This is a genomic window from Bacteroides eggerthii, from assembly GCF_025146565.1.
GTDB lineage: Bacteria > Bacteroidota > Bacteroidia > Bacteroidales > Bacteroidaceae > Bacteroides > Bacteroides eggerthii.
Map to the genome: position 1 here is coordinate 680705 of NZ_CP102258.1, position 16005 is coordinate 696709.

Annotated in this window: 12 protein-coding genes; 8 read left to right on the forward strand and 4 right to left on the reverse strand. The window is 46.2% G+C overall.

What is annotated here, in order from left to right; translation table 11 throughout:
* The first annotated feature begins 144 nt into the window (after positions 1-144).
* Positions 145-483, forward strand: a complete 339-nt coding sequence (locus NQ546_RS02875) for a hypothetical protein (protein WP_004291808.1) — start codon at positions 145-147, stop codon at positions 481-483.
* 46 nt (positions 484-529) lie between these two features.
* Positions 530-2026, forward strand: a complete 1497-nt coding sequence (locus NQ546_RS02880) for an acetyl-CoA hydrolase/transferase family protein (RefSeq protein WP_004291809.1) — start codon at positions 530-532, stop codon at positions 2024-2026.
* A gap of 181 nt (positions 2027-2207) precedes the next feature.
* Here the strand turns inward: NQ546_RS02880 and dacB are convergent, their stop codons facing one another.
* The 3 genes from dacB to NQ546_RS02895 all read right to left on the reverse strand — a co-directional run bounded on the left by dacB (position 2208) and on the right by NQ546_RS02895 (position 5541).
* Complete coding sequence (dacB, locus tag NQ546_RS02885; protein ID WP_004291811.1) at positions 2208-3638, reverse strand: D-alanyl-D-alanine carboxypeptidase/D-alanyl-D-alanine endopeptidase; 1431 nt, start codon at positions 3636-3638, stop codon at positions 2208-2210.
* Between the two features lie 67 nt (positions 3639-3705).
* Positions 3706-5064: a dihydrolipoyl dehydrogenase gene (lpdA, locus tag NQ546_RS02890; RefSeq protein WP_039953543.1), complete on the reverse strand. Its 1359-nt coding sequence runs from the start codon at positions 5062-5064 to the stop codon at positions 3706-3708.
* A gap of 84 nt (positions 5065-5148) precedes the next feature.
* Positions 5149-5541, reverse strand: coding sequence for a PH domain-containing protein (locus NQ546_RS02895; protein ID WP_004291813.1), 393 nt, complete (start codon positions 5539-5541; stop codon positions 5149-5151).
* Positions 5542-5649: 108 nt separating this feature from the next.
* Between NQ546_RS02895 and nadB the strand changes: the two genes are divergently transcribed.
* The 4 genes from nadB to NQ546_RS02915 all read left to right on the forward strand — a co-directional run bounded on the left by nadB (position 5650) and on the right by NQ546_RS02915 (position 11933).
* Positions 5650-7221 carry an L-aspartate oxidase gene (gene nadB / locus NQ546_RS02900; protein ID WP_004291814.1) on the forward strand — a complete coding sequence of 524 codons (1572 nt, stop codon included), beginning with the start codon at positions 5650-5652 and terminating at the stop codon, positions 7219-7221.
* A 5-nt stretch (positions 7222-7226) separates the two neighbouring features.
* Positions 7227-7796, forward strand: coding sequence for a Crp/Fnr family transcriptional regulator (locus tag NQ546_RS02905; protein WP_004291815.1), 570 nt, complete (start codon positions 7227-7229; stop codon positions 7794-7796).
* 121 nt (positions 7797-7917) lie between these two features.
* Positions 7918-9744, forward strand: coding sequence for a transglutaminase-like domain-containing protein (locus NQ546_RS02910; protein WP_004291816.1), 1827 nt, complete (start codon positions 7918-7920; stop codon positions 9742-9744).
* Positions 9745-9746: 2 nt separating this feature from the next.
* Positions 9747-11933: a DUF3857 domain-containing protein gene (locus NQ546_RS02915; protein WP_004291817.1), complete on the forward strand. Its 2187-nt coding sequence runs from the start codon at positions 9747-9749 to the stop codon at positions 11931-11933.
* Between the two features lie 87 nt (positions 11934-12020).
* On the opposite strand, the gene rbr is transcribed toward NQ546_RS02915, so the two are convergent.
* Positions 12021-12599, reverse strand: a complete 579-nt coding sequence (gene rbr, locus NQ546_RS02920; protein ID WP_004291818.1) for a rubrerythrin — start codon at positions 12597-12599, stop codon at positions 12021-12023.
* Between the two features lie 358 nt (positions 12600-12957).
* Between rbr and NQ546_RS02925 the strand changes: the two genes are divergently transcribed.
* The gene (locus tag NQ546_RS02925) at positions 12958-14637 is read left to right on the forward strand and encodes a SulP family inorganic anion transporter (protein ID WP_004291821.1); all 1680 of its coding nucleotides are present in this window, start codon (positions 12958-12960) and stop codon (positions 14635-14637) included.
* A gap of 192 nt (positions 14638-14829) precedes the next feature.
* A complete protein-coding gene (locus tag NQ546_RS02930) occupies positions 14830-15696 on the forward strand; it encodes a DNA/RNA non-specific endonuclease (RefSeq protein ID WP_004291822.1) in 867 nt (288 codons plus the stop codon).
* The last annotated feature ends 309 nt before the right edge of the window (positions 15697-16005 follow it).

Here is a 16005-nt window from a genome sequence, read left to right on the forward strand (position 1 = left end):
AAGAAACATTAGATTTTTTCATAGTTAAGGTTTAGGTTAAAAAATAAAAGGGGAGCTGTGAAGCTGCCCTTTTTTAATGCCAATTTATTGGTTACAATCAGATTAAATAATTACCTTTGGCGGTGGAAAAAACAATAAAGGCTTATGGAAGACATCTTCAAATTTCTGTTAGTTATAGGCATTATCGCAGTAGGTTTCGTCAGGCAAGCAAAGAAAGAAGCAAATAAGAAAACCGGCGGCAGTCCTGTCATGCCTATGCCCGATGAAGACAGTCCCTTTCCCGAAACTATCATCACACCACAAAAGAAGACCAAGAAAACAGAAAAAAAACATACACCTATCCAAAGGCAACCCCAGAGTCATCAAAACACAGACAATGCATTTCCCGAACAGGCTGATACCTCCTCTGAATTTGAAATACATTCGGTAGAGGAAGCGCGTAAGGCCATTATTTGGGGAGAAATATTACAACGAAAGTATTAATGTAATTGAAAGTTGATCCTTTACACGAAAAAAATAACTATACATTATGGCATTTAATTACATTTCAGCAGCAGAAGCTGCGAGCCTGATCAAACATGGCTACAACATTGGCTTAAGCGGATTTACTCCCGCAGGAACAGCCAAAGCCGTAACGGCCGAACTGGCAAAAATTGCAGAAGCGGAACATGCCAAAGGAAATCCTTTTCAGATAGGCATTTTTACAGGCGCCTCAACCGGTGATTCCTGTGACGGCATCCTTTCACGCGCCAAAGCAATCCGTTACCGCGCTCCCTACACAACAAACGTCGATTTCCGTAAAGCGGTGAACAACGGTGAGATTGCCTATAATGACATCCATTTGTCACAAATGGCACAGGAGGTACGCTACGGCTTCATGGGCAAAGTAAATGTTGCCGTCATCGAAGCATGTGAAGTGACACCCGACGGAAAAATCTACCTGACTGCCGCCGGAGGTATCGCTCCTACGATCTGCCGTCTGGCCGACCAGATCATTGTAGAGCTGAACGCCGCCCACAGCAAAAACGCCATGGGACTGCACGACGTTTACGAACCGCTCGATCCGCCTTATCGCCGCGAAATCCCCATCTTCAAGCCCAGCGACCGCATCGGACAGCCCTATATTCAGGTTGACCCGAAAAAGATTGTCGGCATTGTAGAAACCAATTGGCCGGACGAAGCACGCGGCTTTGCCGACCCCGACCCGCTGACCGACAAGATCGGACAGAACGTGGCCGACTTCCTTGCCGCAGATATGAAGCGGGGCATTATTCCTTCTACTTTCTTGCCTTTACAGTCGGGCGTAGGAAATATAGCCAATGCAGTATTAGGCGCTTTGGGACGTGACAAGACAATCCCTGCATTCGAAATGTACACAGAGGTAATTCAGAACTCGGTTATCGGACTGATTCGCGACGGCCGCGTGAAGTTCGGCAGCGCCTGCTCGCTGACCGTAACCAACGACTGTCTGAACGGCATCTACGAAGATATGGACTTCTTCCGCGACAAGCTGGTTCTCCGTCCGTCGGAAATCTCCAACAGCCCTGAGATTGTACGCCGCTTAGGAGTTATTTCCATCAATACGGCCATCGAAGCCGACCTCTACGGAAACGTCAACTCCACCCATATCGGCGGTACGAAGATGATGAACGGCATCGGCGGCTCAGGAGACTTTACGCGTAATGCCTATATCTCTATCTTTACTTGTCCGTCTGTTGCCAAAGAAGGTAAAATCAGCGCCATTGTGCCCATGGTTTCCCATGTGGACCACAGCGAACACGATGTCAACATCATCGTCACCGAACAAGGCGTTGCCGACCTGCGCGGCAAGAGCCCGAAAGAACGCGCACAAGCCATCATCGAAAACTGCGTTCATCCGGACTACAAGAATATCCTGTGGGATTACCTGAAACTGACTGACGGCAAAGCTCAAACTCCGCATGCCGTCCGCGCCGCTTTGGCTATGCATGCCGAACTGGCAAAAAGCGGAGATATGAAGAATGTAGACTGGGGACAGTACAAATAAATATTCTTTATACAGCAAGCAGAGATACGCCTTATGATTCAACTAAAAGGCGTATCAAGATATAAAATCCCCCTCATACTGCGTTTCTTCAATGACAGTATGAGGGGGATTTCATATCTTGCACATTCCCTTTTACCCGGTTACGACGGCAAACTGTTCCTGTTCCGACATCTCATGCACCTCATCGGATAAGTATATCACAAACGGCGTCCTGAAACCTGCGCGCCTCTCTGCCGGAAAGCACATTCTGGTTCATAATGGCAAAAGCGATCTGATGTCCGTTATTTGCCTCCAAATATCCCGCCAAACAGTTTATGGCAGTAAAGGAACCCGTTTTGGCATGTACCTTCTTATAAGAGGGAGTTCCTTTTTTCATCCGGTTCTTCAGTGTTCCGTCCACCCCGCCGATGGGCAATGCCTTATATAATTTCTGAAACACGTCTGTACGCGAATAAGCGAACTTCAGGAAAGCAACCAGAAGCTCCGATGAGATATAATTATAGTTGGAAAGCCCGCAACCGTCTGCCAGCTTATAATGATCGGGGACATAACCCAGCTTTCTTATCAATTGCCGGACCTCCGAAAGCCCGTCTTCGGCCGAAACATACTTGTTGCCTGCAGACTGTGCACCCAAGCGACAAAGCATTGCTTCGGCATTCAAATTATCACTTTCTTTCATTATCTGATTCACTACTGCCTGCACAGGAGTATTATAGTATGCCATTCGCACAGAAACACTATCTTTTTGGAACTCGCCGAAAGAGTAGTCCGGCAGACAGCGGATGCCTTTTGCCCGCAAACGTTCCAGAAACGTGTGCATGAAGAAATCCTGCGAAGAATAAATATTAACTGCACCGATGCGCCTGCCATCCACATTCCCCGACACCGTTATGTCGTTACTGTTCTCCAGCCAGTTACGGGATACCCGAAAAGGTCCGGCAGAAGTAGTACGGCTTTTTGTAACATTAGTCAGCGTATAATAAGACGAAGCAGGAGTACATTCCAACCGCGCCGTATCTCCCTGCACGCCGGGAGAAGCAGTTACCGTAACCACTCCTTTATCAAGCATCAGCGGCGACAGATAGGGCTGGAAGGAATAGGGCGTATCGTCCCACAACCAACCGCTTCCCCAATACAAGGAGTCTTTCATGGAAACATCACCGTAGACCTTGCCTTGTACCACCGAGAAAGGCAAGCGTACCACCCCACTGACCAAAGAATCCAGCGCCTCATCATCAAACTCCGGATCGAATCCTCCGACAACGTATATATCCCCCTTCAACGTATCACGTTCAATCACTCCCTTATACCAGACCTCCGTACTGAAAGGCTCATCCGCCTCAGGACGTGCAAGCGCCGTAATCGTAGTCAACAGCTTCATTGTGGAGGCCGGGCGGGAAAGCTTGTCCGCCTGATAATCATACAAGGCTTCATTGGCAGTCAGGTCGTACACCGAAATGGATACATTAGAGCCTTCGGGCAATTGATACTTTATCAACGTATCCAGCTGCGAAGAAAGGATGTTTGTTTCGGGAGATACTCTCTGTGCAAACGATATACAAGGAATCAGTGACAAAACCCATATAATCGACCATAAACCAGATTTTCCCATCTCTTTACAAACTACCCGGTTACTTAATAATTGTTCATAATACCATATACATGATGCATGCTGTTTGCTAAAGCGCTTCCCTGAAGATTTCACCTACCGTAGGATGCGGAAATATGATTTTCTTCCACTCCGAAACCGTCAGTCTGAGTTCAATAGCCATACCGGCCAGCGTGATAATCTCTGAAGCCGGATTGCCCAGTACATGAGCTCCCAAGAGAGTGTCATCTTCTGCCAGCAACAACTTGCACATGCCATTGACGCCTTCATTCTCCGCAACAAAACGACCGGAATAGGCCATAGGCAGTTTTATCGTACGGTAAGGAATGCCTTTTTTCCGCAGAGTCTCTTCCGTATCTCCCACACCGGCAATCTCCGGATTGGTATATACCACACCGGGAACAGCTTTGTAACTCATGCAGTCTTCCTTCCCCAGCACAGCATGTACAGCCACTTCCGCCTCACGTACCGCCGTATGGGCCAGCAAGGAAAATCCGGTTAAGTCCCCGCAAGCATACACACCCGGAACAGACGTCCGCATCTGCCCGTCAACCCATATATTTCCGCGTTCTGTTTTCTCCAATCCCAGGTTCTCCAGTCCGAAGCCTTTCGTTACAGGACGCCGGCCAACGCTCATCAGTAACCTTTCCGCAACGACAGAATCTGCACCCCCGGCATTTTCATAATTCACCTGCACCTGCGCCTGCCCGTCTTCCAAAACATTTCCGGACAGTGACACCACTTTGGTATCCAGCATGAACTTAATCCCGCGTTTGGTATATTCCGCACGCAGCATAGCGGACAGTTCCTTGTCCATTCCGCCCAATATCTCATCCAGCATCTCAATGACAGTGACCTCTACCCCCAGGCTATTAAAGAAAGAAGCAAACTCCATACCTATCACCCCACCGCCGATGACAGCCAGCGACTTGGGCAGTTCCTTATTGTCCAATGCCTCACGATGCGTCCAGTAAGGCACCTCATCCATTCCGGGAATAGACGGAATAAACGTTTCCGAACCCGTACAGAGCAATAAATTATCACATTCATACGTTTCGCCGCCACACAGGACATGGTTCTTGTCTGCAATTGAAGCCTCTCCGTTCACAACGGTCACATTATTGGCAACCAGCTTCCCCTTGACACCCAGCACCAGTTTCCGTACAACTTTCTGCTTACGTGCCACAATTTTGGACAAGTCGAACGACACTTCCGGCACACTGACCGCATACTTAGATGCATGGCGCGCACTGTCATACGTCTTTGCCGAATACAATAAAGTCTTGGTAGGAATACACCCCTCATTCAGGCACACTCCGCCAAGACTTTGTTTTTCAAAAAGTACAACGCTCAGACCGGCTTTCCCGGCTGTCTCCGCAGCCGTATATCCGGCCGGCCCTCCGCCGATGATGGCAATTTGATATTTCATAGTTCTTGCATTTATAGATTTCTGCATGCAAGATACAACAAGAAATTCAGAAAAAAGGCATGGTAACCCTACTTTATTATCATCCTACAACATACTTTGTTTCAACAACCGTATAAATTCCTCTTCTTTTACAGGAAGCAACGCCACACACTTGCCTTCTCCATACCTCACCAATACATAACGCATAACAGCAAATCTCCCTATCCGCATGGAAGAAGTACGTTCTACCGACGTAATATCCTTTAACAAAATCTCTCTCCCACGCGAAAAACGACCGAAAAACAGCAGCAGCCTGTTATCGGCAGTAACAGTATAAGTGGTATGAATCAGCTTCTCGATGCTGACAACCAGCAAGAGCATAAAAAGAACGGCAATAAGGATATTCTTTTCCCAAAGGCCGTAAACAGCCATTGCACCCGCCAGAATGATAAACAAATACTGCCCGGCAGCAATACGCGCATGAAAAATTCGATTCATTTTGTCCTATTTTTGCTGCTAAGATAGGTATTTTTATGAATTAATGCCTGCAAGACACACAAGGAACGCAGTTATTTTGTAGTTTTGCAGTGTCAAATACACAAAATTATGGTAAGAAAGTTCGATTTCCTCGTTATCGGTTCCGGAATTGCCGGTATGAGTTTTGCGCTGAAGGTGGCGCATAAAGGAACAGTGGCCCTCATCTGTAAAGCCGGTCTGGAGGAGGCAAATACTTATTTTGCACAAGGCGGAATCGCTTCCGTCACCAACCTGGCGGTAGATAATTTCGATAAGCACATTGAAGACACCATGATTGCCGGAGACTGGATAAGCGACCGCAAAGCTGTGGAAAAGGTGGTGCGCAACGCTCCTGAGCAAATCAATGAACTCATCAAATGGGGGGTAAACTTTGACAAAAAAGACAACGGGGAATTCGACCTGCATAAAGAAGGCGGACATTCGGAGTTCCGCATCCTGCACCACAAAGACAATACAGGCGCGGAAATACAGGACAGCCTGATTGAAGCCGTAAAACAACATCCCAATATCACCGTATTCACAAATTTCTTCGCGGTAGAAATCATTACCCAGCACCACCTGGGCATCATTGTAACCCGCTACACTCCGGGTATCAAATGCTACGGCGCTTATGTATTGAACGAAAATACCGGAGAAGTGGATACCTTCCTCTCCAAAATGACCATCATGGCAACAGGAGGTTGCGAAGCCGTATACCGAAACACTACCAATCCATTGGTTGCTACCGGCGACGGTATAGCCATGGTCTACCGCGCCAAAGGAGCCGTAAAGGACATGGAATTCATCCAGTTCCACCCCACCGCCCTCTACCATCCGGGCGACCGCCCTTGTTTCCTGATAACGGAAGCCATGCGCGGATATGGCGGCGTTCTCCGTACCATGGACGGCAAGGAGTTCATGCAGAAGTACGATCCACGCCTTTCACTCGCCCCGCGCGACATCGTGGCACGCGCCATCGACAATGAGATGAAGCAGCGCGGCGACGAGCATGTCTATCTGGATGTTACCCACAAAGATCCCGAAGAAACCAAGAAGCACTTCCCGAATATCTATAAGAAATGCCTCAGCATCGGCATCGACATCACCAAAGAGTACATTCCCGTAGCCCCTGCCGCACACTATCTTTGCGGCGGCATCAAAGTAGATCTGGACGGACAATCCAGCATCCGCCGCCTGTATGCCATCGGTGAGTGTTCGTGCACCGGACTTCATGGCGGAAACCGTTTGGCTTCCAACTCGCTGATTGAAGCCGTTGTCTATGCCGACGCAGCCGCCAAGCATGCGTTGAGCGTATTGGAGCGCTATGACTTCAACGAAGATATTCCCGAATGGAACGATGAAGGAACTATCTCCAACGAAGAACGCGTATTGATTACGCAAAGCATGAAGGAGGTGAACCAGATTATGGAATCTTACGTGGGCATTGTGCGCAGCAACACGCGCCTGACACGCGCCTGGAACCGTCTGGATATTCTTTATGAAGAGACGGAAAAACTATTCAAGAGCAGTAAGGCTACTCGTGAACTCTGCGAATTGCGCAACATGATTAATGTGGGCTATCTGATTACCCGGCAAGCCATGGAACGTAAGGAAAGCCGCGGACTGCATTATACAATAGATTACCCGCACGCTCAAAAATAGGGTTCATGGCACATTTCAACGAGTATCTGGACTTGTTGGAACTTTCTCCTCTGGTGTATCATTTTCTGCATAACGGAAAAAAGCAGCTTTATAAAAAAGGAGAGTTCTTTTGTCGGGCAGATGAAGTGTGCCATCACATTGCCTATGTATCCAAAGGAGGTTTCCGCTATTTCTGTCTCGACAAAGAAGGAGATAAGCACATCACCGGATACAGTTTCGAAAAGGATTTTGTGACCGATTATTACTCGTTTACCAGGCAGATGCCGGCCATAGTCTGTACGGAAGCAGTCAAAGACAGCACCGTCTACCAGTTATCCCATGAACAACTGGAAAACTTTTGGGAGCTGAACTCTCAAAACCAGTTATTAGGTCGTAAGATTGCTGAAAATCTTTTCTGTATGACCTACCACCGCTTACTGGACTTCTATTCAGTCTCCCCTAAAGTACGCTACCAAGAGCTGCTAAAGAGGTGCCCTGACATTGTCCAACAAACAAGTTTGAAAGAAATAGCCTCTTTCCTTAATATTTCCCCATATACCCTGAGCCGTATCCGACGAAAAATAACTTTCGAATAAAAAGGCTGATTTCTTGCTTTGAAGCAAGAAATTAATTTTTTCAAATATATATTTGTTATTAAAACACAGCTTATCGCTATCTTTGTGAATACCTAATTATATAATCTTATATCAGTATGATATGAAAAGCCGTTGTATTCATATATGTATACTTCTATGTCTGTATGTTTATAATCTGTACGGACAAACACCCGATGACAATATTATTATCACAAAATGCAGCGACTCCTATATTTTTGAGGAGAAAGACGGCATCCCCATTGTATCCAACCGGAAAGAGATATCCTATGAAGCAACAAGAATGGGAGCCTCTCTGCAACCCCACACCTATTACGGAGAGTTCATCTCACTGGACAAGGCTTCTGCCAAAGGGGGAGGGAAAGCCGAATATAAAAGCATCACACCAGAAAATGTCTTCTTTGACGACAGCAAAGTCTGCTTTTTCAATCTCTACCTTGATCGGAAAGGGAAAAAAACAGAAGCATCGTTCAAGCGCACTTTTCACGACCTGCATTATTTTACGCGGGTCTACCTGGGCGAAGACTACTTCATCAGAGAAAAGCAACTGACATTAATCATCCCACAATCGCTTTCCCGCTTCCACCTGACGGAAAAAAACTTCAGTCCGGCCATTCACTGTGAACGCAGCATCAACAGCGCAGGCGACTCGGTATTCACCTATGTCGTGACAAACATGCCCGCCATGAAAGACGAGAAGCAGATGCCGGCAACAGGCAAAGTCTATCCGCATATATTGATCACAGGGTCGTTCAAAGACTACCACGATATGTACTGCTGGTCCAACAAACTGGCACAAGTGGACTGCAACGTGCCCGAAATCGATATTCTATTGACAAAGATCACTGCCGGCTGCCATACCGACATGGAAAAAATACGCAATACGTATGCCTGGGTACAACAGAACATCCGCTACATCGCCTTCGAAGCAGGCATATTGGGCCACAGGCCCGATACTCCCGCAGAAGTTCTCCGCAAACGTTACGGTGACTGCAAAGGAATGTCACTCCTGCTCCGCACATTGCTGAAAGCACAGGGATTTGACGCCCGGCTCACCGACATAGGCACCATAGACATCCCCTACCGGATGAGTGAGATAGCAACGCTTGCATCTGCCAACCACATGATATGCAGCCTTATCTATCAGGGAAAAACCTATTATCTGGACGCCACCAACGAATATATTCCGTTGGAATTCATACCCGGAAGCATACAGGGCAGGGAAGCTATGATAGAAAACGGAGAAGAATGTATCGTACAGACGGTACCCATATTGAACAGTAGTGCTTCTACGGACAGCCTGTATTACACTTGCACCCTCTCCGGTGAGCAAACAGACAGAGTGCTGCAAGGCAAGGCAACCCGCAGCTGGAGTGGAGACATGAAAGAATTCTTCCTCACAGCCTATCATAAAAACGACAAAAGCGACCGCGAAGAACACCTGCTTCGTACACTGGCGGGAAACAATCATAACTATCAAGTCGGCTCCGTCAAATGGATACAACAAGAACCCCAACAGCAATGGGCCATACTGGCAGGAACAGTCATAAACAACAGTGCCGTACAAGTTGCAGACAGCGAGTTCTACATTGAATTAGACCTTCACAACGACCTGTTCGACCAACCCATAGACACCCTCAAACGCATACATGATTATGAGTTGCCACTCCGTTGCCGCATTGTGCGTCACACAGAATTAGAAATACCCGCAGGCTATACCCTTGTCCATTGCCCCAAAGGAATTTCAATCCATGCGCCACAAGGCACACTCCACTGTTCCTACAACAAGCAAGGGGAGAAAATCATCTTCCGGAAAGTAATGGAAATCAAAGAGAAACTCATTCACCGTAATGACATTGTAGCTTGGAACGAGAACCTGCGGAAATGGGCTGATACATGCAATGAACAAATTATTCTCAAAAAACAATAACCATGAAACAAAACATGCTATTCTTAATGGGGGTATTAGCACTTTTACTAGCATCCCCCAATGTAAATGCCGATGACAAAGAGAAATACAAGCTCTTTGCAGAAGAAACAAGAAAAGAAGTCTGGGCGCTCGAACTGCCTGAATTTGCCAACACCGCCGTCCCCGAAAAGTACAAGGACGAGTCTGCCGTCATTCTGGCTGCACACAGCCGGCTGGAAGTCACTAAAAAGACCCGCTTCAACGTAGGCGCTTTCCTCGGCGGTTTCCACTACATAGATCGTGAGGTAAACTGCCGCGACTTGTACCGCATGTTAGTGCAAATCAACGACAAAGCAGCTTTAAAGGAATTCTCCGAATTCGATTATAAAGCAGAAATCCGGAAAAAATCATGGCGATACGACGAAAGTTACCAACAAGTATTAGGAGTGCGCATCATCAAACCGGACGGCACTATAAACGAAGTGAGTACCGATGAATACATGACTGCCACCGAAGGCAAAAACGACAAAGAGCAACGCCAGAAACTTGCCGTACCGGGATTGGAGATCGGCGATAAGATAGATATTTTTTTCTTCAATTACACCTCATTGGAAAACCATAACCTTGATCCGTTCATTTTCCGTTTCCGCCAAAGCCATCCGATGCTTTCCTACACCGTACATTGCGAAATAGACGATAAGCTCACCACCCAATACCGCACCCTGAACGGTGCGCCTGACTTCAAGCAAAGCACAAATGAAGAAGGAAACATCCTGCTTGACGTGGCGATGAAGGATATAGAACAAACCGAACCCGATTTGTGGTACAACTCCATGCAGCAAACGCCGACCACATTATTATATATCACCAACAGCCAGATGAAAAAATACACCTACATACCCAAAAGTACCAAGAAAAAAGGGCTGCAACCCAATCCCGACGCGGCTTCCATACAGGAAGACGACTGGGAATTCATAAAACAAGCGATACGGTATAACGGCTACGGAGGAGTGAGCAACGTCAAAAAAGGCATACGGCTTCTCCGCAATGTTAAACAGATAAAAAAGAAAGACTGGACAGATGAGACAAAAGCAGACTTCATCTATAACTACTATCATTTTGCACTGATGACAGACCCTAAAAGCGATTGCAACAATGAGCTGTTCATCGTCTATTTTCAAAGATTGCTAAATTGGGTGGATGTTCCCAACCTGCTTGGAATAACCACCAACGAAAATAAAGAACCGCTTGACAAACTGGCAAGTTACCGCAATACAACCTGGTTTATCGCGCTCCCGGAAAGCAACAAATATTATCTCCCGCCTACGAATTATCTTATTCCCCATGAAATTCCTGCCTGTTATCAAGGCCGGCAAGCCATTTTGGAATCGGATAAATCGAAAGCCAAGGCCGGACGAAAACATTTCAACTTTCCCATGAGTACGGCTGAAGACAACAGAAATGTCACTACCATACAAGCCGACATCAATAATACCCTGCTCACCATCCACCGTAACGAATATCGTACAGGAACACAAAAAGAACGCATGCAGACCGCATTAGCCAAAATGGAAGATGTAGACGCAGCCTATCGCCGCCTGCTCAGCATCGACAAGGAATTTGCAGAAGAAATAGGCAAGAAATATGCAGACGATCTTCAGGAAATGTTCCGGAAAGGACGTGAGCAGGAAAAAGATGACTATAAATGGGAAATCAACTTCTATCATGGCGAGGATGCGCAAGAACTGCTTAATTATCAGATGCAATGCTTAGGCAACCGTCCGGACAGCGCCGCTTTTGTTTATGACGTCCGTTACGCAATGGATGGCTATGTCAGAAAAGCCGGGCCTCACTATGTGCTTTCCGCAGGGAAACTACTTGGCGAACAAACTCTGGTTGAGGGCAAGGAACGCAAGCGTTCGGCTGACATATACATGTCGGCTCCCCGCACTTTCCAATGGAATATCACCGTCAACCTTCCGGCAGGCTATGAAGCAGCTGCCGAGGGAGTGGAAAAATTGAATGTAAAGGTAGAGAACGAATGTGGCGCTTTCATTGCAAAAGCCGTTGCTCAGAACGGAAAACTTATACTAGACATCACCAAACGTTACAACCACAAGACAGAACCAGCTACCAACTGGGACAAACTACTTGAAATCCAAGATGCTTCCAAAGCATACGAATCACTTTCCGTAGTATTGAAAAAATAGAAAGCACCAATCATAAAAGGGCTGCATCCAACCAACGATGCAGCCCTTCCATATATCTATATCCTTTCCTTGAAGGAAAGCGGAATCCTAATAGTTCTCTTTCTTTACCTCAAAATAGGCCTGCGGATGCAAACATGCCGGACATACCTGAGGAGCTTCTTTACCGGTATAGATGAAACCACAGTTACGGCATTGCCATACAACCTCGCCTTCCTTTGCAAATACGGAAGCTGTTTCAATATTCTTGATAAAAGCGCGATAGCGTTCTTCGTGTCCCTTTTCAGCAATAGCAATATTGCGATACATCAAGGCAATTTCGGGGAAACCTTCTTCATCGGCAACATCAGCAAAGCCCGGATAATCCAATGACCATTCTTCATGTTCACCGGCAGCAGCTTCCTGAAGATTTTCAAGAGTAGTACCGATAACGCCGGCAGGATAAGAAGCTGTGATTTCCACCATTCCGCCTTCCAACCACTTGAACATACGTTTAGCGTGTTCCTTTTCCTGGTCGGCTGTTTCTGTGAAAATAGCAGCAATTTGTTCGTAACCTTCTTTTTTAGCAACGCTTGCAAAGTAAGTATAGCGCATTCTTGCTTGCGATTCACCGGCAAATGAAGTCAATAAATTCTTTTCAGTACGGGTTCCTTTAACACTTTTAGCCATAGTCTCTTTTTTAAATTAGTTAATATTATTACGTATAAATACCGTTCGCTTTGTCCTTATGATTGTTGATACAAAATTAAGAATTAAGTTTGATATAACCACACTCTGTCTCATCGGATTTATCTATTGCTCCATAGGTGAAATCTATTTCGCCTGCAAATCCAAAGAGAGAGGTCATTCCCTTGTATTCTATATTTAAGAAAACAAGTAATCTGCATAGAAAACAAAAAACAGGCTATTTGTGTTCAACAAATTTGCAAAAAACAGGCCAATCTATCAATTTATACATTATTTTGCTTACTTTTGCAGCTTATTTATAAACACACACTTTTTATAGCGTAAAAAAGTCAAATTAATAATGAAAGCGTTCGAATTCAAGCCTAAACTATATACGGCTTTAAAAAACTACTCAAAAGAACTTTTTATGGCAGACCTGATGGCCGGTATCATTGTAGGTATCGTAGCCCTGCCACTTGCCATTGCGTTTGGTATTGCATCGGGTGTATCACCTGAAAAAGGCATTATTACGGCTATTATTGCCGGTTTTATAATCTCCCTGCTGGGCGGCAGCAAAGTTCAGATCGGCGGCCCTACCGGTGCATTCATCGTTATCATTTACGGCATTATTCAGCAATATGGAGAGGCAGGACTGATTGTAGCCACGCTGATGGCAGGCGTCATTCTCATTCTGTTAGGAGTGTTCAAGCTGGGAGCAGTCATTAAGTTTATCCCCTATCCCATTATTGTAGGTTTCACAAGCGGCATTGCAATCACGATCTTTACCACCCAGATTGCAGATATATTCGGACTGAGTTTCGGTGGAGAGAAGGTTCCGGGAGACTTTATCGGGAAATGGCTGGTCTACTTCCGCCATTTCGACACTGTCAACTGGTGGAATACAGTTGTCAGCATCGCCAGTATCTTCATCATTGCCATTACTCCGAGATTCTCAAAGAAGATACCCGGTTCGCTCATCGCCATTATCGTGGTGACCATTGCAGTCTATCTGATGAAAACCTATGGCGGCATTAGCTGCATCGACACCATCGGCGACCGTTTCAGCATTAAAGCGGAACTTCCCGATGCTGTGATGCCTGCCTTGGACTGGGAAGCCGTCAAGAACCTGTTTCCCGTTGCCATTACGATTGCCATACTGGGAGCCATAGAGTCTTTGCTTTCGGCTACCGTAGCCGACGGCGTAATCGGTGACAAGCACGACTCCAATACCGAACTGATAGCACAGGGTGTTGCCAACATGGCTACCCCACTTTTCGGCGGTATCCCTGCCACAGGCGCCATTGCCCGTACAATGGCCAACATCAACAACGGCGGCAAGTCACCCGTAGCCGGTATAATCCATGCAGTGGTGCTGCTCTTGATTCTTTTGTTGCTTATGCCGCTGGCACAGTACATCCCAATGGGATGCCTGGCAGGCGTACTGGTGATTGTATCCTATAACATGAGTGGCTGGCGCGTATTCAAAGCACTGCTGAAAAACCCGAAATCGGACGTCACCGTATTATTGATAACTTTCTTCCTGACGGTTATCTTCGATTTGACAATTGCCATTGAAGTAGGCCTGGTCATCGCCTGCGTACTCTTTATGCGCCGCGTCATGGAGACCACCGAGATATCTGTTATCAAAGACGAAATAGACCCGAATACCGAATCGGACATTGCCACAAATGAGGAACATCTCATTATTCCGGAAGGCGTGGAAGTGTACGAAATCAACGGTCCCTATTTCTTCGGCATCGCCACAAAGTTTGAGGAAGTAATGGCGCAACTTGGCGACCGCCCCAAAGTGCGAGTCATCCGCATGCGTAAAGTTCCTTTTATTGACTCTACGGGTATCCACAATCTGGAAAGCCTTTGCAAGATGTCGCAAAAGGAAAAGATAACCGTTGTACTCTCCGGCGTGAACGCCAAAGTGCATCAGGTATTGGAAAAGTCCGGTTTCTACACGCTTTTAGGCGAAGAGAATATCTGCCCCAATATCAATGTGGCACTGGAACGGGCACGCAAGCTGGCCGAGTAAATGTTTACAAAAGGAACCTGAAAAAGAACAGTCGTATAATGAGGGATCTCAGTCGTATAGTGAGACTATCTCAGTATACGACTGAGACCCCCTTAGCAGTATACTGAGATAGTCGCCATTTTACAAACTGATAATCAAGCTATTACAAACGCTCTATCTTATTAAGAAAAGATAGGACAAAAGAGAAGCATTATGGCAAAGAGAAGAAGAAGCAACAAGAAAGAACCCAAAGGAGTGATTTACCTGATAGTTCTGGCATGCCTTGCGGCCGTCTTCCATGAACCGATAGCCAATGCGCTCCGTAACAAACTGCCCGTTCCCACGGAAAAGACAGCAAAACGGGCAGAAACAACGGAAACCACCGGAAATCCCCTACTGCCGGCTCCACTGAAAAACGTACCCGAACAAATATTGCACCGCAAGGGCTATACCGCCTCCTACAACCGCGAACACAAGATACCGAATTGGGTGGCCTGGGAACTTACACCGGAAAAACTGATAGAACGTGAAAGCCGCACCGACAAATTCCTGCCCGATCCCGACCTGCCCGAAAGCCAAGCGGTAACTACGGACGACTATAAGCGCTCAGGCATGGACAGAGGTCACATGTGCCCTGCCGGTGACAACCGTTGGCATTGGAAAGCCATGCAGGAAAGCTTCTACATGACCAATATCTGCCCCCAAAATCATAACCTGAACCGCGGCGACTGGAAAGAACTGGAAGAAGCCTGCCGCCTGTGGGCAAAAAAAGAAGGGAAAATCTATGTTGTCTGCGGCCCTGTCCTCTACCGCCAAAAGCACCGCACTATCGGAAAAAAACACAAGATCACCGTACCCGAAGCATTTTTCAAAGTCATACTCTGCACAAACAGCAACCCACCGAAAGCCATCGGTTTTGTTTATAAAAATACATCGGGCAACCACCCATTGGACACCTATGTCAACAGCGTGGACGAAGTAGAACGCATCACCGGAATCGATTTCTTCCCAGCCCTGCCGGATAACGTTGAAAAGCAGGTAGAAGCTGCCTATAACCTTGATTTATGGAAGAAAGAATGAATAGCAACATTCTTTAACCTTACATATTTATACAAACATATTGTCACGACATATCCCCCATTTTTACAATTTATATCACTTGTTTTTTTAAATATTCCTAATTCTCCTCTGCAATACTCTGCCTTTTTTCTAATTTTTAATAATCCGGAATTTAATAAATTTGCAATCCGTTATGCAATTATTTATCTCTTTTTTCACGTCTATATTAATTATTTAATATCTTTGCAAGGATTTACATAACAGATTTTATTTTCAGCTAAAAAAAATGAAACACAATACGAAACATAGCCTGTCTTTTGTTTGGAGAAA

Excerpts from the sequence above, each read along its gene's own strand:
- NQ546_RS02875 (WP_004291808.1), top strand. The coding sequence starts at position 145 with ATGGAAGACATCTTCAAATTTCTGTTAGTTATAGGCATTATCGCAGTA.
- NQ546_RS02880 (WP_004291809.1), top strand. The coding sequence starts at position 530 with ATGGCATTTAATTACATTTCAGCAGCAGAAGCTGCGAGCCTGATCAAA.
- dacB (WP_004291811.1), bottom strand. The coding sequence starts at position 3,638 with ATGGGAAAATCTGGTTTATGGTCGATTATATGGGTTTTGTCACTGATT.
- lpdA (WP_039953543.1), bottom strand. The coding sequence starts at position 5,064 with ATGAAATATCAAATTGCCATCATCGGCGGAGGGCCGGCCGGATATACG.
- NQ546_RS02895 (WP_004291813.1), bottom strand. The coding sequence starts at position 5,541 with ATGAATCGAATTTTTCATGCGCGTATTGCTGCCGGGCAGTATTTGTTT.
- nadB (WP_004291814.1), top strand. The coding sequence starts at position 5,650 with ATGGTAAGAAAGTTCGATTTCCTCGTTATCGGTTCCGGAATTGCCGGT.
- NQ546_RS02905 (WP_004291815.1), top strand. The coding sequence starts at position 7,227 with ATGGCACATTTCAACGAGTATCTGGACTTGTTGGAACTTTCTCCTCTG.
- NQ546_RS02910 (WP_004291816.1), top strand. The coding sequence starts at position 7,918 with ATGAAAAGCCGTTGTATTCATATATGTATACTTCTATGTCTGTATGTT.
- NQ546_RS02915 (WP_004291817.1), top strand. The coding sequence starts at position 9,747 with ATGAAACAAAACATGCTATTCTTAATGGGGGTATTAGCACTTTTACTA.
- rbr (WP_004291818.1), bottom strand. The coding sequence starts at position 12,599 with ATGGCTAAAAGTGTTAAAGGAACCCGTACTGAAAAGAATTTATTGACT.
- NQ546_RS02925 (WP_004291821.1), top strand. The coding sequence starts at position 12,958 with ATGAAAGCGTTCGAATTCAAGCCTAAACTATATACGGCTTTAAAAAAC.
- NQ546_RS02930 (WP_004291822.1), top strand. The coding sequence starts at position 14,830 with ATGGCAAAGAGAAGAAGAAGCAACAAGAAAGAACCCAAAGGAGTGATT.